At 45.4% G+C, this 20,199-nt stretch carries 15 protein-coding genes; 10 read left to right on the forward strand and 5 right to left on the reverse strand.

The genetic code is table 11. The features are described from left to right. Window positions 1-127: 127 nt before the first annotated feature. Together L5L91_RS06800 and L5L91_RS06805 are read left to right on the forward strand one after the other, a co-directional pair. On the forward strand, window positions 128-607 hold the full coding sequence (locus L5L91_RS06800; RefSeq protein ID WP_006082899.1) for a TetR family transcriptional regulator: 480 nt from the start codon (window positions 128-130) through the stop codon (window positions 605-607). A gap of 168 nt (window positions 608-775) precedes the next feature. Next, window positions 776-1,360 (forward strand): hypothetical protein, encoded by a 585-nt coding sequence (locus tag L5L91_RS06805; protein ID WP_263235967.1) that lies wholly within the window; start codon window positions 776-778, stop codon window positions 1,358-1,360. Between the two features lie 196 nt (window positions 1,361-1,556). On the opposite strand, the gene L5L91_RS06810 is transcribed toward L5L91_RS06805, so the two are convergent. The 3 genes from L5L91_RS06810 to L5L91_RS06820 form a co-directional block, all read right to left on the reverse strand. Next, window positions 1,557-1,937 carry a hypothetical protein gene (locus L5L91_RS06810; protein ID WP_263235968.1) on the reverse strand — a complete coding sequence of 127 codons (381 nt, stop codon included), beginning with the start codon at window positions 1,935-1,937 and terminating at the stop codon, window positions 1,557-1,559. A 221-nt stretch (window positions 1,938-2,158) separates the two neighbouring features. Next, window positions 2,159-3,643: a Re/Si-specific NAD(P)(+) transhydrogenase subunit beta gene (gene pntB / locus L5L91_RS06815; protein WP_105251576.1), complete on the reverse strand. Its 1,485-nt coding sequence runs from the start codon at window positions 3,641-3,643 to the stop codon at window positions 2,159-2,161. An 11-nt stretch (window positions 3,644-3,654) separates the two neighbouring features. Then, window positions 3,655-5,181: a Re/Si-specific NAD(P)(+) transhydrogenase subunit alpha gene (locus L5L91_RS06820; RefSeq protein ID WP_263146441.1), complete on the reverse strand. Its 1,527-nt coding sequence runs from the start codon at window positions 5,179-5,181 to the stop codon at window positions 3,655-3,657. A 419-nt stretch (window positions 5,182-5,600) separates the two neighbouring features. On the opposite strand from L5L91_RS06820, the gene L5L91_RS06825 reads away from it, so the two are divergent. The 5 genes from L5L91_RS06825 to L5L91_RS06845 all read left to right on the forward strand — a co-directional run bounded on the left by L5L91_RS06825 (window position 5,601) and on the right by L5L91_RS06845 (window position 13,650). Further along, a complete protein-coding gene (locus tag L5L91_RS06825) occupies window positions 5,601-7,400 on the forward strand; it encodes an assimilatory sulfite reductase (NADPH) flavoprotein subunit (protein ID WP_263235969.1) in 1,800 nt (599 codons plus the stop codon). A gap of 99 nt (window positions 7,401-7,499) precedes the next feature. Beyond that, window positions 7,500-9,197 (forward strand): assimilatory sulfite reductase (NADPH) hemoprotein subunit, encoded by a 1,698-nt coding sequence (gene cysI / locus L5L91_RS06830; protein WP_113939010.1) that lies wholly within the window; start codon window positions 7,500-7,502, stop codon window positions 9,195-9,197. After that, window positions 9,190-9,972 (forward strand): phosphoadenylyl-sulfate reductase, encoded by a 783-nt coding sequence (locus L5L91_RS06835; RefSeq protein WP_263146435.1) that lies wholly within the window; start codon window positions 9,190-9,192, stop codon window positions 9,970-9,972. Before cysI ends, L5L91_RS06835 begins: the two co-directional genes overlap by 8 nt. 753 nt (window positions 9,973-10,725) lie before the next feature. Next, entirely contained in the window at window positions 10,726-11,511 is a 786-nt protein-coding gene (gene mtgA, locus L5L91_RS06840) for a monofunctional biosynthetic peptidoglycan transglycosylase (RefSeq protein ID WP_212600420.1), read from the forward strand. 402 nt (window positions 11,512-11,913) lie between these two features. After that, a complete protein-coding gene (locus L5L91_RS06845) occupies window positions 11,914-13,650 on the forward strand; it encodes a hypothetical protein (protein ID WP_263146428.1) in 1,737 nt (578 codons plus the stop codon). Window positions 13,651-13,711: 61 nt separating this feature from the next. On the opposite strand, the gene L5L91_RS06850 is transcribed toward L5L91_RS06845, so the two are convergent. After that, window positions 13,712-15,268: a S41 family peptidase gene (locus L5L91_RS06850; RefSeq protein WP_263235971.1), complete on the reverse strand. Its 1,557-nt coding sequence runs from the start codon at window positions 15,266-15,268 to the stop codon at window positions 13,712-13,714. Between the two features lie 233 nt (window positions 15,269-15,501). Continuing rightward, window positions 15,502-16,386, reverse strand: a complete 885-nt coding sequence (locus L5L91_RS06855) for a phospholipase A (RefSeq protein WP_113939007.1) — start codon at window positions 16,384-16,386, stop codon at window positions 15,502-15,504. A gap of 442 nt (window positions 16,387-16,828) precedes the next feature. On the opposite strand from L5L91_RS06855, the gene cobA reads away from it, so the two are divergent. The 3 genes from cobA (at window position 16,829) to cysN (ending at window position 20,196) form a co-directional block, all read left to right on the forward strand. Further along, the gene (cobA, locus tag L5L91_RS06860; RefSeq protein ID WP_173496781.1) at window positions 16,829-17,671 is read left to right on the forward strand and encodes a uroporphyrinogen-III C-methyltransferase; all 843 of its coding nucleotides are present in this window, start codon (window positions 16,829-16,831) and stop codon (window positions 17,669-17,671) included. Between the two features lie 91 nt (window positions 17,672-17,762). Next, window positions 17,763-18,671, forward strand: a complete 909-nt coding sequence (gene cysD / locus L5L91_RS06865) for a sulfate adenylyltransferase subunit CysD (protein WP_263146422.1) — start codon at window positions 17,763-17,765, stop codon at window positions 18,669-18,671. 82 nt (window positions 18,672-18,753) lie between these two features. After that, window positions 18,754-20,196, forward strand: coding sequence for a sulfate adenylyltransferase subunit CysN (cysN, locus tag L5L91_RS06870; RefSeq protein WP_219233805.1), 1,443 nt, complete (start codon window positions 18,754-18,756; stop codon window positions 20,194-20,196). The last annotated feature ends 3 nt before the right edge of the window (window positions 20,197-20,199 follow it).

Raw genomic sequence — 20,199 nt, forward strand, 5'->3', positions numbered from 1 at the left:
AGCCTGTTTTAAACTGAACCCTAGCTGAACAAAAGTGAAATACGCTGGTTACGGCCCAGTGAACAGCAGTAATCCCTGAGCGGCTTTGGTAAGCTTTCCCCCTAAAAATAAGAGGGGAGACATTACTATGGCTAAGCGCTCGCGAGTACAAACTGAGCAAACCATAAATCAAATTATGGATGAAGCGTTAAGACAAATTTTGACTATCGGCTTTGAGACTATGTCTTATACTACGTTATCTGAAGCAACGGGTATTAGTCGCACAGGTATTAGTCACCATTTTCCACGCAAAAGCGATTTTCTTGTTCGTTTAGATAGTCGTATCGGCAATCTATTTGTTGCTGCGCTGGATTTTTCTAGCCAAGAGGCATTGGAAACATCGTGGATGCAAGCAATGCAGGAAGAACATTACCGTGCAGTATTGAGACTGTTCTTTAGTCTTTGTGGTGGTGCCAACAATGAAATCACCCTCTTTAGAGCGGTGAGTACAGCGCGTCAGCAAGCGATTGCTGAGTTAGGCTTAGCGGGCGATCGCACGATCAACCATTTATTAGGCCGTACAGCTGTGATGTTGCTATCCAATTTTGATGTGGCAAAAGCAGCATAATAGACTGACCAATGAATATAAAAATGGAGCCAGATGGCTCCTTTTTTGTGGGTAAAAATCGTGATTTGTACTGAGGTAAGTCATACCCCAATAGTGTAGGATGACCACTCAATAATGATTTAAGTTAGTGATATTGCCTTGTACTCTTGATTTGACAGGATAAAACATATGGACATGACCTCCATCTCTAATGAGGCAGATATGCCTAAACGCACCATTAAGCTTGATAACACTGAGCTTATCAAAACCAGTTTTTGGGTGAGTCAGATTTTTATAATCATTGCGACTGTTGTTGGCGTGTATTTAGCCGCGCAAGAAGGGTTGTCACAGGCAATTAAATTTGATGCCCTGAGCAATATGCAGAATAACTATCATCTGCGTCATGCCCTATATGACGAAGTGAGTGACAATGTTGAAATCTTGAGTCATTACGCTGACACAGTTGAGACTGTAAGTAGTAATAGTTTAGTGAAAATGCATCCACAGATGGGATTATTTGTCTGGGATAACATGCGCTATTCTGCCAATGCGCTAGAAACACCGAGTGATATTTTGTCTGATATTCGTCGTTTGTATTTAGAGTCTGAGAAGATCATTAGTAATATTGAAACCCGTCACTATAGCGTTTCTTACGGTAAGGATCAGTTGCAAAATGTATTGAGTAAAATCAAAGAAGATACTTTGCCAAAACTCAAAACGAATTATGAAACCCTGTCAAAAGAGCTTAAAGATAACGATATTGCCGTCGACTAACGTATCTTGGCTTAGCTCCCCCCAAGCATCAGGGGTCATTCTTATCCCTGATGTTTGAATCCATTGATGAATTCAGTGTTGCTGACAACACCTCTACATTGTCTGCTTTAGTCCCCCATTATTTTATGGTACTTAAGCTAATGATGAATTTACCCAGCTTTTATTCGCCTGCATTTGTCATCAAAACCTTGTTGAGTTAGCTTAATTCCTGTCGATAGGCTTGAGTTAATTTTTGCTGTTGTAGATAGATGCGAATAGCCAAGAAGGTTAATGCGGCAGCAATCACGGCACAGACTGCGTGGTGGAAGACTAAGTGACTTATTAGGAATGTGGGCAAGTCTTCAAAGCTGTCGATAAGGAAAAGCTTAGTGATTAAGCCGATATAGACGAGAAGATGCAGAGCCGCGCCAGTGATAAAGAGTCGTTTAAATTTATCAGTCAGTTTGATATCTAACTTGATATTAAACCATCGACAAAATAGGTACCCACTCAGGCCGATGGTAATCGATATCCAGCCAAGCCCGAATAATGTGGTTTTGATTAATACGGCAGACAGGATAAACAGCCCAAGCAACATTTATTATTTCCTTAAACCAGCTTTAGATTTAACTTACTGTTTTAGCTTACATTAAGCATACCAGCATTGTGGGCAGATAAGCCTCGTATCATATTGGCGCAGAGACTAGCTTAATAGGCTTAAAAAAATGTGAAAAGAAAGGGAGCCATTGGCTCCCTTCATTTCTTTAGAATAGTGTTTATCGCCTAAACGATTTCTACTCTGTTGATATTAAATCAAACTCAAAGTGCCTTTAAAATGGCTTCAACACTGGCCTTAGCATCCCCAAACAGCATTTGGGTATTTTCTTTGAAGAACAGTGGGTTTTGCACGCCGGCATAACCTGTGTTCATCGAACGTTTAAAGCCAATCACGTTTTGCGCTTTCCACACTTCCAGCACTGGCATACCTGCGATTGGACTGCCTGGATCTTCCATTGCCGCGGGGTTAACCGTGTCGTTGGCGCCGATAACGAGCACGACATCTGTGTCTTTAAAGTCTTCGTTGATTTCGTCCATTTCGAGCACGATATCGTAGGGGACTTTCGCTTCAGCGAGCAGTACGTTCATATGGCCCGGTAATCGACCAGCGACTGGATGGATACCAAAACGTACTTTCACGCCGCGATCACGTAGTTTTTGAGTGATTTCCGCAACAGGATATTGCGCCTGCGCCACTGCCATACCGTAACCCGGAGTGATGATGACTGAAGTGGCATTTTTCAGCATATCCGCCACATCTTCGGCGTTGGTTTCACGGTATTCACCCATTTCTTCATCGGCAGTCGAGGCCACACCATCTGTGCCAAAGCCGCCAGCGATAACTGAAATAAACGAGCGATTCATGGCCTTACACATGATGTAAGACAGAATAGCACCCGATGAACCTACTAACGCGCCGACCACAATCAAGAGGTCGTTCGACAACATAAAGCCTGCCGCTGCCGCTGCCCAACCTGAGTAGGAGTTCAGCATAGACACAACCACTGGCATATCCGCGCCGCCAATGGATGCCACTAAATGCCAGCCAAAGGCGAAGGCAATCAAGGTCATCAACAGCAGTGCTGGCATAGTGCCGCCTGTCTGTACGAAGTATACCAACAGGGCGAAAGACACTAGCACTGCGACTAGGTTCAGCTTGTGGCGATGTGGCAGCATCAGAGGTTTAGATGAAATCAGTCCGCGTAACTTACAAAAGGCAACGATAGAACCCGTAAAGGTCACCGCACCGATGAAGATCCCGAGGAAGACTTCGACTAAGTGAATGTTAAGCATAGCGCCAGTGAGGTGCTCTTTGCTGGCGGTCTTCACCGCTTCACTTAGTGCATCTTGTACTGCGGCGAGGGTCGTATTGATATCTCCACCGACAGCCACCACGACTTGTGATACTTCCTGTGGATGTAAGTCGATAAAGCTGTTGAAACCCACTAATACCGCGGCCATACCCACAAAGCTGTGCAATATAGCAACCAGTTCTGGCATTTCAGTCATTTCGACTTTTAGTGCTAAACGGATACCAATCGCGCCGCCAATCACCATAGCGATTAAGATCCACGCAATTCCGTTAGTATCGGGGTTGAAAATGGTAGCCAGTAGGGCGATTGCCATACCTAAGATACCGAATAAATTGCCGTGTTTTGCCGTCTCTTGCTTCGACAGTCCCGCGAGACTGAAGATGAAGAGAATGGCGGCAATAATGTAAGCTGCTGTTACCAGTCCTTGAGACACGTTAAACCCCCTTAATCCTTACGGAACATCTTCAGCATGCGCTGAGTGACGGTAAAGCCACCGAAGATGTTAATACTGGCGATCAGCACGGCGATAAACGCCAGTACAGTGACCAAAGTTGAACCCTGACCGATTTGCAGTAGGGCGCCGACCACGATAATGCCCGAAATCGCGTTAGTGACTGACATTAAAGGTGTATGCAGTGAGTGGGATACGTTCCATACCACGTAATAGCCAACAACGCAGGACAGCAAGAATACTGTGAAATGCGACAGGAACTCTGGTGGTGCTACCGATGCCACGGCAGCAAACCCTGCAACGCCTAAGGCGGCGAGCACGTATTTGAGCTTAGATGGTGCCTTCGGAGTGGTATTTTTCGGCTCGATTTTCGCCGCTGGTTTTGCTGGCGCCGCAGAAACAGAAATCGGTGGTGGCGGGAAGGTCACTTCACCTTCTTTAATCACTGTCATATTGCGCATGACTACATCATCAAAGTTGATGCTGGCTGTGCCGTCCTTTTCTTTACACATTAACTTCATCAGGTTGACTAAGTTAGTGCCGTAAAGCTGTGAGGATTGCGCCGGTAGACGACCTGGAAGGTCGGTATAACCAATCACTTTTACGCCGTTAGGAGTAACAAACAGCTCACCCGATTGCGTGTATTCGCAGTTACCACCCGTCGCAGCGGCTAAATCGACGATCACTGAGCCGCTCTTCATGCTATCGACCATGGTTTTGGTGATGAGCTTAGGCGCAGGACGACCAGGGATCAGCGCCGTAGTGATGATGATATCGACTTCTTTGGCTTGCTCAGCAAACAGCGCCATTTCGGCGGCAATAAATTCATCCGACATGGTTTTAGCATAACCGTCCGATGAACCACCTTCCTCGTTACCAAAATCCAGTTTAAGGAATTGGCCGCCCATAGATTCGATTTGCTCGGCCACTTCTAAGCGGGTATCGAAGGCGCGCACTATGGCGCCAAGCGATCCAGCTGTACCAATGGCGGCAAGGCCAGCTACACCAGCACCAATGACTAACACTTTGGCGGGCGGTACTTTACCAGCAGCGGTAATTTGGCCAGTAAAGAAACGGCCAAATTGATGTGCGGCTTCAACAACGGCGCGATATCCACCAATGTTTGCCATAGAGGAGAGGGCATCAAGTGACTGGGCACGGGAGATGCGTGGCACCATGTCCATTGCCATCACGTTGATCTTACGTTTAGATAACTTCGCAACCAGCTCAGGGTTTTGTGCGGGCCAAATAAAGCTGACGATAGTCGCCCCGTCTTTGATTTGTTCAATTTCGGCGTCGCTTGGCGCATTGACCTTAAAGATCAGATCGGCTTGCCAAACGTTTGTTGTCACCTTCGCGCCCGCAGCTTCAAAAGCTGCATCATCGAAACTTGACAGTTGACCCGCATTGGCCTCAATAACAACTTCAAAGCCGAGTTTTTTAAGCTGCTCAACGGTGGCTGGGGTCGCGGCGACCCTAGTTTCACCGGCGAGACTTTCTCTCGGTATTCCAATCTGCATGACTACTCCCTGATGGTTTATATAATCGTTCCGCCTGCTGTTCTTCCTTCATCGTACTCAACTGCAAAATCCGTCGTCACCAGCGTTTATTCGGCGGGTGATTCGAGTCAGTTAGGGCATTCAATCTAGGATGGACACTTTTTGTTTTTAAAACAAACTATTCTGTGGGCAACAGAAATTATTGTTCGACAGGCTCATGACCATTGTGGCAATACTTTAGCTTGGCACAAGTGCATATTTCTCAAGCAGGCCGTTTCTGCACTGGTCGGATCAAAAACTTTTAACCAGTGCACACTTTTGTAGCTTAAATTTTGCACTTTGTATATTCCAAAATGGAATTAAAAATCCTATTTTATTCTTTTTTGCTTTTCTTAAACCGCGATAAGCTTGTGGACATTACACTGTCATAGGGCCGTCTCATGTTGTTAAAAGAACTTTCATCGCTGGCTTCGCCATTGTCTCAAGGACAAGTCGAGAAGCTAAAACAACTCACTTCTGAGTTAAGTGCTGTGCAATTGGCCTGGGTGAGTGGCTATCTTGCTGCTACAGCTAATGCGGGCCAATTAGCGCCCGTCGCGCAGGCGCAAACGGCTCAAACTGTGACTATCCTCTATGGCAGCCAAACGGGTAATGGCCGTGGTGTCGCCAAAGCGCTCGCCGATAAGGCGCAAGCGCAAGGTTATGCGGTCAATCTGGCTTCAATGGGCGAATACAATGTTCGCCAATTAAAGCAAGAAGCTGTGCTTTTATTGGTGGTCAGCACCCATGGTGAAGGTGAAGCGCCGGATGATGCGATTGAATTACACAAGTTTTTAGCATCGAAACGTGCCCCTAAGTTAGACAATCTACATTACTCTGTGCTTGCGCTGGGGGATTCTAGCTATGAATTTTTCTGCCAAACTGGTAAAGACTTCGATGCCCGCCTAGCGGCACTCGGTGCTAAATCACTGTTACCTTTAATTGAATGTGATGTGGATTATGAAGCTGCCGCGGGCCAGTGGCACGCCGATGTATTAGAGGCCGTTAAGCCGCTAATTGAAACCTCGTCCGCCAGTGTGGTATCCATCGGCACTGCTAAAGCGATTGGCGAAAGTGAATTTACTAAGCAAAACCCCTATAGCGCCGAAGTGCTTGTGAGCCAGAAAATTACCGGCCGTGGATCAGACCGAGATGTGCGCCATGTTGAAATCGACTTAGGCGACTCAGGGTTAACCTATCAAGCGGGTGATGCCCTTGGTGTGTGGTTTAGTAATAACGAAGTGTTAGTCGATGAAGTCTTAGCAGGCCTGTCATTGGTCGCTGATGAGTTAGTAACCCTAGGCACAGAATCCTTGTCCATTAAGCAAGCTTTGGTTGATAAGAAAGAACTGACCCAGTTATACCCTGGATTAGTCAAAGCCTGGGCCGAATTGAGCGGCAGCGCAGAACTGCTGGCATTGAGCGAAGATAAAGAACAAGTGCGCCACTTTATCCTTAAGCATCAATTTGTCGATTTAGTTACTCAGTATCCATTATCAAATAACTCAGTAACCTTAAATGCAGCAAAACTGCTTGAGCTACTGCGTCCATTAACGCCAAGACTTTACTCTATCGCCTCAAGTCAAAGCGAAGTTGAAACAGAAGTCCACTTAACTGTGGCCTTAGTGGAAGATGAGCGCCATGGCTCAGCACGTTTTGGCGGTGCGTCACACTTCTTAGCATCTGCGCAGGAAGGCACGCAAGTTAAGGTTTATGTTGAGTCGAACAAGCATTTCCGTTTACCTGAAAATCCAGAAACACCGGTGATCATGGTGGGCCCTGGTACAGGTGTTGCGCCGTTCCGTGCCTTTATGCAGGAGCGCGTCGCCCAAGGTATTCAAGGCGATAGCTGGTTATTCTTCGGCAATCCTCACTTTGAGCAGGATTTCTTGTATCAAACTGAGTGGCAACAGTATTTGAAAAATGGCGATCTCAGCCGTATCGACGTGGCGTTCTCCCGCGATCAAGCCCATAAGATTTATGTGCAGCACCGCATTAAAGAACAAGGCCAAGCCCTGTGGCAATGGTTGCAAAATGGCGCGCATCTTTATATTTGTGGTGATGCTGAACGTATGGCGAAAGATGTTCACCAAGCCTTGATTGAGGTGGCAGTCGAAGTCGGTGGTTTGAATACCGAAGCTGCCGAAGCCTATTTTGAAACCCTGCGCAGCGATAAACGTTACCAAAAAGACGTGTATTAATCTCAACCGTTGCGCAGATAAGAAACGCATAAGAATAGCTAAAGCTGCACACGTGATGACCTGTGCAGCCAGCGAACCCAATTTTAAGAGGCAGTTGCCATGAGTGAGCAAAAGTTAGCGTTAAATGAATACCTAAAGACCGACAGTGATTACCTGCGCGGGACCATCAAAGAAGGTTTAGATTCTTCTGTGACTGGCAGTTTCAGTGACGGCGATCAGCAGCTGATCAAATTTCATGGCTTCTATCAGCAGGATGACCGCGATTTACGTAACGAACGTAAAGAGCAAAAACTCGAACCTTTATATAGTTTTATGTTGCGTGCCCGTGTACCCGGCGGTATTTGTTCTCCGCAGCAATGGTTAGGCGTAGATAAAATTGCCTCGACGCTCACCAGCTCGAACAGTATTCGTTTGACGACCCGCCAAACCTTCCAATACCACGGTATTCCTAAGCGTAACTTGAAGACCATTATTCAAGACTTAGATCGCGAAGCGCTGGATTCGATTGCTGCCTGTGGTGACGTTAACCGTAACGTCATGTGTAACCCCAATCCGGTGGAATCGAAACTGCACGAGCAGGCCTATGCGGTGGCGAAACAACTGTCAGATCATCTATTACCACACACTCGCGCCTACGCTGAAATCTGGTTAGATGAAGAAAAGTTACTTTCGACCGAAGATGAAACCGTCGAACCTGTGTATGGCAAAACCTATCTGCCACGTAAGTTCAAAATGGCGGTTGCGGTTCCTCCCGATAACGATGTTGACGTTTACACTAACGATTTAGGCTTTATTGCTGTTGCCGAAAACGGCGAGCTAGTTGGCTTTAACTTAACGGCGGGCGGCGGCATGGGCTCGACCCATGGCGAAGTAGAAACCTTTCCACGCCTGGCTGACGACTTTGGTTTTATCAAAACTGAAGACGTGATGAAGTTTGCTGAAGCTGTCATGACAGTGCAACGCGACTGGGGCAATCGCTCTAATCGTAAGCGTTCGCGCCTTAAGTACACAATCGTTGACCACGGCTATGAAAAGTTCAAAGCCGAAGTTGAACTGCGTGCAGGAGTAAAATTTGAACCTAAGCGTGATGTCGTGATTGGCGATCGCGGCGACCGTTATGGTTGGGTCGAAGGCGTTGACGGTAAGTGGCATTTAACCCTATTTATCGAAAGCGGCCGCATTAAGGATTTACCGGGCCAGACCCTGCAAACGGGGCTGCGTGAAATTGCTAAGATCCACAAGGGCGATTTCCGCATGACCTCGAATCAAAACATGATCATCGCAGGTGTAGCGGCAGAAGATAAAGCCACGATTGAAGGTTTAGCCCGTAAACATGGTCTGCTGGGCCAAGTGTTGACGCAAACCCGCGGTCACTCGATTGCCTGTGTGGCGTTGCCGACATGTCCATTAGCGATGGCGGAAGCCGAGCGTTATTTCCCTGAGTTTATCGATCATATCGATGCGCTACAGGCAAAACACGGCATCAGCGAGCAAGCGATTGTCGTGCGTATGACGGGTTGTCCTAACGGCTGTGCCCGCCCATTTGCCGCTGAAATTGGGCTTGTGGGTAAGGCGCCGGGTCGTTATAACTTGTACTTAGGTGCAAGTTTTGAAGGGACTCGTTTGAACAAAATGCACAGAGAAAATATCCAAGAGGCGGACATTCTCGCCGAATTGGATGCCCTGTTTGGCCGCTACGCCGTAGAGCGTGATGCAGGCGAAACCTTTGGTAACTTCACCGTCCGCGTGGGTGTAGTGAAGGCGGTGATCGATGCCGCTAAGGATTTTCATGGCTGATATTGAGCAAAAAACCAGTGATAAAGTGCCGACTGTGGTCAGCGCTGCCGAACTCAAGGCATTATTGAGTGCGCCTAAGGCAGAGCAAGCGATAGAGCTTGAACGTATTAATCAGTTCTTAGGTGGATTAAGCGCACAAGAGCGGGTGCTATGGGGCTTAACTTATTTGCCCGGTAATCATGCGCTGTCCTCAAGCTTTGGGATTCAAGCCGCAGTGATGCTGCATATGGTGAGTCAGGCACAGGCGAATATTCCGGTTATCCTCACGGATACGGGTTATTTATTCCCTGAGACTTATCAGTTTATCGATGAACTGACAGAGCGTTTATCGCTGAATTTAAAAGTGTATCAAGCAGTGATGACATCTGCATGGCAAGAGGCACGCTTTGGTCAGTTGTGGGAGCAAGGGGTAGACGGGCTAGAGCAATACAACCGTCTCAACAAAGTTGAGCCTATGCAACGCGCTTTAGCCGAGCTTGAAGTCGGCACTTGGTTTGCTGGGCTTAGACGCAGTCAAGCCAGTACCCGTGAGGCGTTGCCGATACTGGCGATTCATGGTACTCGCTTTAAGTTACTGCCGATTATCGAGTGGTCGAATAAAGATGTGCACCTCTATCTGACTCAATTTGACTTGCCGTACCATCCACTTTGGGACCAAGGCTATGTTTCTGTGGGGGATACCCATTCGAGTAAACCACTCGAATTAGGTATGACAGAGGAAGAAACTCGCTTTAATGGCCTACAACGTGAGTGTGGTCTGCACTACGAAATCTAGTCATTTTATTGATTTTAAATATTAAACGCCTCAACTTAGTTTGGGGCGTTTTTTTATCATTTTAAGATAAGTGGGATTGAATTTAATACTCTGGATTGTCGAGGAAGTTAAGTGATGTCATTTAAGCGTCATTTAACTAAGATAGATTGATATTCATAGAGTTAGTTTGCATTCATTTTTAAATGCTAAAAATGTTGTACATTTTTACTCACAGAGTTATGCACATTGGTTAAGCCTGCGCTATATTTTGAAGTTCCCGTAGATGGTTTTGAAGCGTTTTACTGCGTTAATTGACATGATTCATGTCTTTTATGAGGTTAAGTTGTTGTATATCGGTATTTATGGGCTGGGTTTGCTGTGTATCGATATGGCTTGATTGGATGCAGTGAAAGCGTTGAAAACCTGACTCGCACCTGCGAGTATCAAGCAGTTTGATTGACTTGCTAGCTCTCGTTAATCAGCCATCATTACCTCGGTCAGCTGTCGTCAAAGCTGCCGAGGTCAAGTTAAGTCGACCCCAGTCAATCTCCAATAGTGATTTGTTCTTGTTATGGTTATTTCTCAACCTATCTTTGATTATCGAGTAAGATATCCTTGGTGTTTCCTTTACTCTCGTAGCATGATCAGCTTGCAACTCGCGTAAAGCTTTAGAATATTTTCTGTAAGCCTAGGTTGCCCCAAAGAATCCTTGTAATGGGATTGACTGGATAGATGAGAAACAAGAAATGAGAGTGTGTGGATGAGATGGTATAAATGACGGCCCCTTTATATGCGATGCGAGATCATGTCAGGCGTCCAAGTGTCAATAAGTCGAGTGACCCAGCACCTCAGAGACGAAAGCGTGGTTTTCGTCGTTTATTGTCTTGGTTATTTAAGGGATTAGTTTGGGTATTTATTTGCTCAATTTTATTAGTGATCCTACTACGATTCGTCGATCCTCCTATGTGGACTTGGCGTATCGAACGTGCCTTATTTCCACCTGCTCCTATCGGTGAGATCAGGCATCAATGGCGCGATTTAGCGCAAATTTCTCCCGAATTACAATTGGCTGTGATTGCTGCGGAAGATCAACGTTTTGTTGAGCATACTGGATTCGATTTAGCCGCGATAAGTTCGGCACTGAAATACAACCAAAAAGGTACCAAAGTCCGCGGGGCAAGTACCTTAAGTCAGCAGGCGGCGAAAAACCTTTTTATGTGGTCGAGTCGCAGTTTCTTTCGTAAGGGATTGGAAGCTTGGTTTACGTTATTGATGGAGTTGACTTGGGATAAGTCGCGTATTCTTGAAGTGTATTTAAATATTGTAGAATTTGGCCCAGGCATTTACGGCGCCGAAGCGGCATCAAAGCATTATTTTGGAAAGTCAGCGGCAAAACTTACCCAATACGAGGCCTCATTACTCGCAGCCATTTTACCCAATCCTTGGCGCTATAAGGTGTCTCCACCGTCATCGTATGTGCAGCAGCGCTCTGCTTGGATCCGTAAGCAAATGCGTCAGCTAGGTGACGTCACGCTTAAAAAAGTCCACGAAGCACGATGACGCTCTGGTGAGGTAGTTTGAGTGAGATGAGCTTAATTTGTCATTGAGTTCTTTGCTTAATCGTCGATGACTTTGAGATGTTTTATTACCGAATTGAAATAAGATTGGAGTTATGTTTAATAAACGTTAATTCTAATGCGTTTTTAATGCTGCGAACTCCTATCCTGTTCGCTTCTGTGTCGGTTTAATGTTAAATTATCGGGAAAATTTTATACCTTAGTTTCGCTTAGCCTAAGCATTTTAAACTGGGTTTGTATTGCGTAGGGCTGAGTTGTTGTGTTTTCTGATTTTGCATTATCTGCGTAAGGGATATGTAAGAGCGGATAAATATTTAAATACCTAAGGTGAGTTCTTTAGGTATTGTTTTCATAAAATTGAATGTCATTAAATGGAGTTTCTTAAATGAAAAAGATTGTGATTGCCGCGGCAATTATTGCAGCAGGTGCTGGTGGTTATTGGTATATGCAGAATGGCGCGGGTTCTAGTGCCTCTGCTAATCCTTTGCTCGACTATGTGCCTGCCGATACGCCGATATTTTCGGGCCAGTTAAAACCCTTCCCGTTAAAAGCGTATTTACAGTCTATTTCTGGAAATTATCAGCAATATCCAAGTAACACGCTTGATGAACTCGGTGTGCAGGATAGCCCTATGGGCAAGTTCTTCGTTAGCATTTATCAGCAGTATATGGATGGGATGAAAGATCCTGCCTTACTGTTAAAAACCTTCGGTTTCCCCGATGAAGTTAAACCTTATATTTATACTTTAGGTGCTTTGCCAGTATTAAAGATTGATGTTAATCAGGCTGAAGCATTTTGGGCTGTATTAGATAAAGCCGAAAAAGACAGTGGTGTAACCCACGAAATGCGTAAAGTGGGCGATGTTGATTATCGCGCTTATGCACTATCGGATGAAAGCTCAGCAGAGAAAGCTGAACTGTTATTTGCCCAGAAAGATGGCATATTAACGATGACTTTCAGCACCTCTATTACCGAGCCTGAGTTATTAGAAATGGCATTTGGTATTAAGAAGGCGCCGCAGTCATTAGCCGCTTCTGGCATATTAGAAGATATTATTAAGACCCATGGTTTTAAAGATGACAGCATTAGCTTTATTAACCATGTGGAAATTGTAAAGGCATTGACCTCTGCAGATAGCAATATGCTAGCTAAGCAACTGACTCAATTTTTTGCTGATGAAAGTGAGGGTGAAGATCCATTAGCTCAAATCAGAACACCAGAATGTCGTACCGAACTGACTGCGATTGCCGCTAACTGGCCGCGTACCGTTGCTGGTTTAACGGCGTTTTCTGTGACTGAAAAAGAAAGCCATATGGCGGCTTCATTTGTTGTCGAAACGAAGAATCAACCTATTCTTGCGGCAATGCAAAAGATGCGTGGTTTTATTCCATCGCATCTGGCGGATATCGACAGCACAATCTTCTCCATGGGTATAGGTTTAGATATCAATGAAATTACCCCTTCATTAACGGCTATTTGGGATGATCTGCAAAAGCCACAACTGACCTGTACACCATTGGCAGAGTTGCAGGCTGAGTTGAGCCAACAGAGCCCTGCTATGCTAGGCATGTTTACTGGCATGGCTAACGGTGTGAAAGGCATGAGCGTTTCATTGCTCGATTTTAAAATGAGCACACAAGATCAAGAGCCTAAGTTAGAAAGCTTAGATGCTTTAGTCAGCCTTAGCGCCGAAAACCCATCCATGTTGTTCAATATGGTCAAACCTTTCGCCCCTATGCTGGCTGAAGTGCAATTAGCCGATAACGGCGATGCTACTGATTTATCTCCAATATTGATGTTGCCTCCAGAGTTAGGTGTTAAGCCAATGCTGGCGATTAAAGGTCAACATTTAGTGGTGTATAGCGGTGATAAAGGCTTAGCTTTAGCCAACAAATTAGCAGGCGAGAAACTGTCAGCGAATGGCATGTACAGCTTGTCTGCTGATTACGGCAAGATGTTTACGCCAGTGCTTACACTGTTAGAAATGAGCGGTGAGCCGATCCCTGAAGAAATGCAAATGCTTAAAGATTACAACATGCGAGTTCAAATGAGCTTTGATGTGAATAAGCAAGGCTTGGTCATAGGTTCAGTCGCCAATTCTAAAGCGACTGAAAAGAAGTAATGCGTTAGTAAACTCATATTTGCTTAAAAAGAGCCTGCAGATTGCTGGCTCTTTTTTTGGCTTAATTTAGCTTAGCTTGAGCCAACTTAGTGTGCTGTGCTGGCAGTACAAGTTGTGCTTTTGGCTTGGCGGAGCGCATTAAACTAACGAGCCCTTGCCATTGAATATCACTGTTCTGAGGGAGCAAAATATCCGGTTCAGTCCCGATACCGGACAGGAGTTGCCCCTGTGCATCATAGGTTAACGAACTGCTGAATCTTATGTTTAATCCACTGTTTGGCAGTTTGAAATGATACTGACGTGCAAAGTCGCCTGAGGTTTTTTCACCAATCAAATTTGCCCTAGACCAAGATTTAGTACGATAGGCAATCCACTCGCATTCTTGGCGACAATGGGGACTCACGAGTAGAGCTAAGCGATTTCGCCCTTCAGGAGCCACCGCAGGCTTAGTGCGAACATACCAAGGGCTGAATTTCTCTTTATCGACAGAGGGTAAGTTACGGGTGAGAGATTTGAGCTTAGGTTGACTGTACTCTAACGCATCCAGAGGCATAAAATTGAGCGGCTGTAGATAGTCATTTCTCAGCTCTGGTGAGCGGCGATAGTGCGCAAATCCCATCACGTTAGGTGCTAAAGTGTTATTTAAATCCGCATCTTGATATCGCGACAGCATAGTCAATAATTTCGGACTAAAGCCACTGGCATCACGTAAATCAATGATCAGTAATGGATGTGTCATGCCTTTGAGCAGTTCTTGCTGTTGTTCTTTATCTAATTCAAAGGCGTAGAGATCGCTGATCTTAAGTTTGACCGTCGTATTGTTGACCGTCTCTAATTGATTTGGCATGTCTTGAAATTCGGTGCGTTCAAATTGAGATAATTGGTTAATAAACTCGAGCACATTAATATCTTGAGTCTCGTCTTTTTCACTGATAGTTGCTAATTGAACTTGCGGTTTATGGCTTGGCAGGGCGAGAGTCACCTGCTGGCTTTGCAGGTCATCATTAATTAGCGTAATGACTACATAGGGCTTTATGCTGAGTCCTAAGTCTTCGCGCAGTAGGTTAAGTTTTTTCAGCCAAGGTAACTGCATTTCTTGGCTCTGTTTTGTCGGCTCAGGTAAGTAGGCTTGGCTGGTCGCTACCCATTTGCTCATAGGTAAACCATCGATATGAGTGATAAAGGGGAAGTCGTTGTTGACTGGATTATTACCGTTATCCAAGGCTAACCATTGGTCGTTGACTGGCCTTAGCGTTAACGGGAGATCGCCGCTTTGATCATCGAAGTTATGCACTTGAGCGCCTGGATCTTTGAGGGTATTGAGTAATTTAGTGACTTCAGCAGCAAAGCGATCATTGGGAGTAATATCTTGATACTGTTCAACAATAAGGCTAGCCATAAATTTAAGCTGCGGGTTGGCTTTGTCGGCCGTTAAGGCATAAAACGCTGAGTGTTGCTCGATTTGATCCAATAAGGCATAGAGATCTTGGCGTACCTCTTGTGCATTCAGCACTGGTGCAGCGCTATCTTTTGGCACAGCGAAAAACGCGAGCTTAAGTAAGCTCGCGAAAATAATGACACTGAGTAGCATGACTATGCTGCGGTAGCTAAAACTCATATTCCTCCATGATGTTAAGGCTCTGCTTCAGGGCACAAAAAGGTGTGCGACTATCGGCTTAAATGCCATTCGGATCAATGTAAATCGTCCCGCTGAGCCATAAACTCAGGTCCATCTGAGCAATTTAGCAGCAGGTTTGGTAGATTAGCAGCAAATTATGGTCGATTTTTGTACTTAGTCACTTTATATACCCAAACAATCTTAAATAGCGGGATCAAGTGGGTATATCTTTCTTAAAGAATATCGTTGAGTGAAATTCCGATACCAATACGTTGATTGTGATAGTTGTAATCGATTAGGCTTTCGCCATAACCATTAAAGTATTGAGTATAAAAGCGTAAGTTGCCGACGATAGGATGACTCCAAGTCAGTTCTGCTGAGCCTCTGTCGATATCTTCTAGATTCGTTTTAACGGTTAAAGTGAATCTATGTTCATCGATACCATAAACGCCAATAAACTCTGCTTTACCTATATAGTCATCAATATTAGGGTTATCGTCGCCGCTGGCTTTATATGGATCTGTCTTTTCATCTTCAGGAATACGCCACCACACTTTGGTGGAGAAGGCGAGTGGGCCTGCATCAAAAATCATAGTGGCATAGAGTCGATTCCAACTGCGGGAAAGTGGCCCTGCTTTACCATTCGATTGATGTACGGCACCAAATCCCCAAAAGGAATTGGTCACACTGCCAATTTTCCAATCGTTATTAAACAGCATAAAAACTTCAGGTTCGTGATTGGTTTCCCTAAAAGGCGATGAAGTGTCTTTGTTATAAACCTGCCAATAGGATTGATTGGTGTAAGCAAAAAATAAATGGCCATTATCACCAAACACATTGTACCAAATAGGAAATTTAAAACTGATTTGGAACTTAGCCTCAAACTCATCTAATGAATAGGGGTTGAGTATTGCATCTTCGGTGAAAGGTGCCATGTTGGGATCTGGGCTGTAGGTGACTGGTAAAAGGTAATTCACTTTATGTGGCGTAATCACAAAAGGTAGATCCGCCGTGGCAAGTTCATCTTTTACTCTTCCTTTGACTAATGATTCTTCGGCATTTATGTCCGTACAGGCTAATAGCCCTGCCAATGCAATACCTGAGTAAAGTGGTTTCATCTGCCCTCCTTGATGTGTTTATTTATTTGTCAGTCGTACTCAACAAAGATAGTTATTTCCAGCTTAACATTAGAAAGTGAATTTATGGTTATGGAAAAATCCGGCGTCACTTAATGACAAATCTTGTAGTCAGCCATTTTTAGTCCCATAGAGACATGTTTAGGTAGAATTTTTGGCAATAACATAGTGCCAAAATCATGCACTTAGCGGACAGAAATTATTTTGATGCAATTCGCTTAATCTTATTAAGTCATTTTTATTTCAATGGGTTAACTTGGATTTAGGGCATTTTTGATTTTGAAACCCAAGGTTTTCCCCACTTTAAGTGAGTGGTCACTCATTCTTTTATATCTAAATGATATAAAAACTAATAATTATCTATTTATTATGGAATATAAGACGCGCTATATTTCTACAGACTAAAGTGATCTTGGGGATTCTGATGGAAATTTTCTCTTTACCGGGCCAAGCGGCCAAAGGCAAAGTCTGGCTGGTGGGTGCCGGTCCCGGCGACGTTGAGTTATTGACGTTAAAGGCATGGCGCATCCTTAAAACCGCTGATGCAGTGCTATACGATGCTTTAGTCAGCCAAGATATCCTCGATCTTATTCCCAAAGACGCTGAGAAGATTGCCGTAGGTAAACGTGCGGGCAAGCATAGCGCCGCACAGGACGAGATTAATCAGTTACTTGTCACTAAAGCCTACACCCGTAAAAATGTGGTGCGCCTTAAAGGTGGCGATCCTTTTATTTTCGGTCGCGGGGGCGAAGAGTTACAAACTTTAGTTGAAGCTGGGGTTGAGTTTGAAGTCGTTCCCGGCATTACCGCTGCCAGCGGCACGTCAGCCTATGCGGGAATACCCCTAACCCACAGAGACCATGCCCAAGGCGTCACTTTTATCACTGGCCATTGTCAGTTAGAGAGTCGTCCTATGGATTGGCAAGGTTATGCTAATCCTAACAATACCTTAGTCGTGTATATGGGGATTCTGAACGCAGGCATTATTCGTCAAGGTCTAGTCGATGCGGGCCGAAGCCCTGAAACGCCCGTGGCGATAGTGTCAAAGGCAACCACTAAAGAGCAACGTCGTTTTATCGGCCGTTTAGGTGAGCTTGAACAGCTTGCCGCCGATCCAGAATTACAAATGCCAGCTTTGATGATCATAGGTGAAGTTGTCACGCTGAGTGACACCTTGCATTGGTTCAAACCTGAAGCGATTGAATCGACTCAGGTCAGCGATGAACAGACTCAATCGGTTAGAGTCTCGGGCGCGTCGATAAGCTAAGCCGTAAACAGTTAAAGCTATTAAGCAGTTAAACAAATTAAGCTAATCCATGCTGTGGTAACACGGCGAATTTAAGGTAACGGAGAATAGTATGGCCGGGCGTGAACTAAGCCACTTACAACAACTGGAAGCTGAGAGCATCCAGATCATTCGTGAAGTTGCAGCCGAATTCGATAATCCTGTGATGTTGTATTCCATCGGGAAAGATTCTTCCGTTATGTTGCATTTAGCACGTAAAGCCTTTTATCCAGGCAAGATCCCATTCCCGCTACTGCATGTCGATACAGGTTGGAAATTCAAAGAGATGATCGCGTTTCGTGATGTGCAGGCAAAGAAATTTGGCTTCGAGTTACTGACGCACATCAACTCAGAAGGTTTGGCGCAGGGAATTAACCCCTTCGACCATGGTAGTGCGAAACACACTGACATCATGAAAACCCAAGGTTTAAAGCAAGCACTTAACCAATATGGTTTCGATGCGGCTTTCGGTGGGGCTCGCCGCGATGAAGAAAAATCCCGCGCCAAAGAGCGCGTGTATTCCTTCCGCGACCGTCACCACAGATGGGACCCTAAAAACCAACGTCCAGAATTATGGCGCACCTATAACGGCGCAGTGAACAAGGGCGAAAGTATTCGCGTGTTCCCATTATCTAACTGGACTGAGCTGGATATTTGGCAATATATTTATCAAGAAAACATTGAGTTAGTGCCTTTGTACTTTGCTGCTAAACGTAAAGTGGTTGAGCGCGGTGGTCAGTTAATCATGGCCGATGACGAGCGGATGAAGTTAGCCGAGGGCGAGCAGATTAAAGAAGCAGTGGTGCGTTTTAGAACCTTAGGTTGCTACCCACTCACGGCCGCCATGTATTCTGAGGCCGACAGTCTAGAAAAGATTATTGAAGAAATGCTGTTAACCCGTTCGAGCGAACGTCAGGGCCGATTGATCGACTCAGATCAAAGCGCCTCTATGGAGCAGAAGAAGCGTCAAGGCTACTTCTAATCTCTACAGGGTTAACCCTATTTCGCGAAGGTGGCGCTAATCAGCGCGATCTTCAGCCAAGCAGATCAAGAGTGAGAATATGATGGACAAAGCGGTCAATAAAACCAATCTCATGGCGGCAGAAATTACCCTCCATGGTGTGAAAGAATATCTAGCCCTGCAGCAACACAAAGGCTTACTGCGTTTTTTAACCTGTGGCAGTGTTGACGATGGTAAAAGTACCTTAATCGGCCGTCTGTTACACGACAGCGCCCAGATCTATGAAGATCAATTAGCGAGCCTAAAGAGCGACAGCGCTAAGATGGGCACCACAGGTGAAGCCATTGACTTAGCCTTACTGGTGGATGGCCTACAAGCTGAGCGCGAGCAGGGCATCACTATCGATGTGGCTTATCGTTATTTTTCAAGTGATAAGCGCAAGTTCATCATCGCCGATACGCCAGGGCATGAGCAGTACACTCGCAACATGGCAACGGGTGCATCAACCTGTGATTTAGCGGTGATTTTAGTCGATGCCCGCTACGGCGTGCAGACTCAGACTAAGCGCCATGCGTTTATCGCGTCATTACTGGGTATTCGTCACTTTGTTGTGGCCGTGAATAAGATGGATTTGCTTGGGTTTGACGAGCAAGTATTCAACCGTATTCGTGCCGATTTTACGGATTTTGTTAAAGATTTCGGTAATCTCGATATCCACTTTGTGCCGTTATCGGCGCTTAATGGTGACAACGTGGTTGAGCGCAGCACCCAAAGCCCTTGGTATCAAGGCGGTACACTGCTTGAACTGTTAGAAACCATTGATACTCAGCGTGAACTCAGCTCATTGCCTGTGCGTTTCCCTGTGCAATATGTGTCGCGCCCTCACTTAGATTTTCGCGGTTTTGCGGGCACTTTAGCCTCTGGCATCATTAATGTCGGCGACGAGTTAGTCGCTTTGCCATCGGGCAAACGCAGCAAGGTTGAACGTATTGTGACCTTCGATGGTGACATACAAGAAGCGGTTGCAGGCCAAGCTGTGACTATCACGCTGGAAGATGAAATTGATATTTCCCGTGGCGATTTACTGGCAAAACCCGATTCTGCGCCAGCCGTCGCTAACGTGATCAGCGCTGACATAGTGTGGATGGATGAAAAGCCATTACAACTTGGTCAGTTATACGACATCAAAGTGGCCGGTAAGAAGACGCAAGCCTCTGTGACTGCTATCGATTATGTGGTTGACGTTAATACCTTAGCACGCAGTGCGACGGACACTCTTGGGTTAAACGCCATTGCGCGTGTGACCTTAGAACTGACCGAAGACATAGTGTTTGATGCATATTCGTTAGTACGCGATACCGGCGGAATGATCTTAATCGACCGCCTGAGTAATGCGACGGTTGCCGCGGTTATGGTGGTGTCGGGTCAACATGTTAACAAGCAAACAGCATCACAATTTAGTGCCTTTGAAGTCGAGTTTAATGCCTTAGTGCGTAAACACTTCCCCCATTGGCAAGCGATAGATATCACTAAGCTTGGAGCTTAATTT

The sequence above is a fragment of the Shewanella sp. SM55 genome (genome assembly GCF_025654025.1).
Taxonomy (GTDB): Bacteria; Pseudomonadota; Gammaproteobacteria; order Enterobacterales; family Shewanellaceae; genus Shewanella; species Shewanella oncorhynchi.

Coding starts and splice junctions, on each gene's coding strand:
- L5L91_RS06800 (WP_006082899.1), top strand. CDS start 128: ATGGCTAAGCGCTCGCGAGTACAAACTGAGCAAACCATAAATCAAATT.
- L5L91_RS06805 (WP_263235967.1), top strand. CDS start 776: ATGGACATGACCTCCATCTCTAATGAGGCAGATATGCCTAAACGCACC.
- L5L91_RS06810 (WP_263235968.1), bottom strand. CDS start 1,937: ATGTTGCTTGGGCTGTTTATCCTGTCTGCCGTATTAATCAAAACCACA.
- L5L91_RS06820 (WP_263146441.1), bottom strand. CDS start 5,181: ATGCAGATTGGAATACCGAGAGAAAGTCTCGCCGGTGAAACTAGGGTC.
- L5L91_RS06825 (WP_263235969.1), top strand. CDS start 5,601: ATGTTGTTAAAAGAACTTTCATCGCTGGCTTCGCCATTGTCTCAAGGA.
- cysI (WP_113939010.1), top strand. CDS start 7,500: ATGAGTGAGCAAAAGTTAGCGTTAAATGAATACCTAAAGACCGACAGT.
- L5L91_RS06835 (WP_263146435.1), top strand. CDS start 9,190: ATGGCTGATATTGAGCAAAAAACCAGTGATAAAGTGCCGACTGTGGTC.
- mtgA (WP_212600420.1), top strand. CDS start 10,726: ATGACGGCCCCTTTATATGCGATGCGAGATCATGTCAGGCGTCCAAGT.
- L5L91_RS06845 (WP_263146428.1), top strand. CDS start 11,914: ATGAAAAAGATTGTGATTGCCGCGGCAATTATTGCAGCAGGTGCTGGT.
- L5L91_RS06850 (WP_263235971.1), bottom strand. CDS start 15,268: ATGAGTTTTAGCTACCGCAGCATAGTCATGCTACTCAGTGTCATTATT.
- L5L91_RS06855 (WP_113939007.1), bottom strand. CDS start 16,386: ATGAAACCACTTTACTCAGGTATTGCATTGGCAGGGCTATTAGCCTGT.
- cobA (WP_173496781.1), top strand. CDS start 16,829: ATGGAAATTTTCTCTTTACCGGGCCAAGCGGCCAAAGGCAAAGTCTGG.
- cysD (WP_263146422.1), top strand. CDS start 17,763: ATGGCCGGGCGTGAACTAAGCCACTTACAACAACTGGAAGCTGAGAGC.
- cysN (WP_219233805.1), top strand. CDS start 18,754: ATGGACAAAGCGGTCAATAAAACCAATCTCATGGCGGCAGAAATTACC.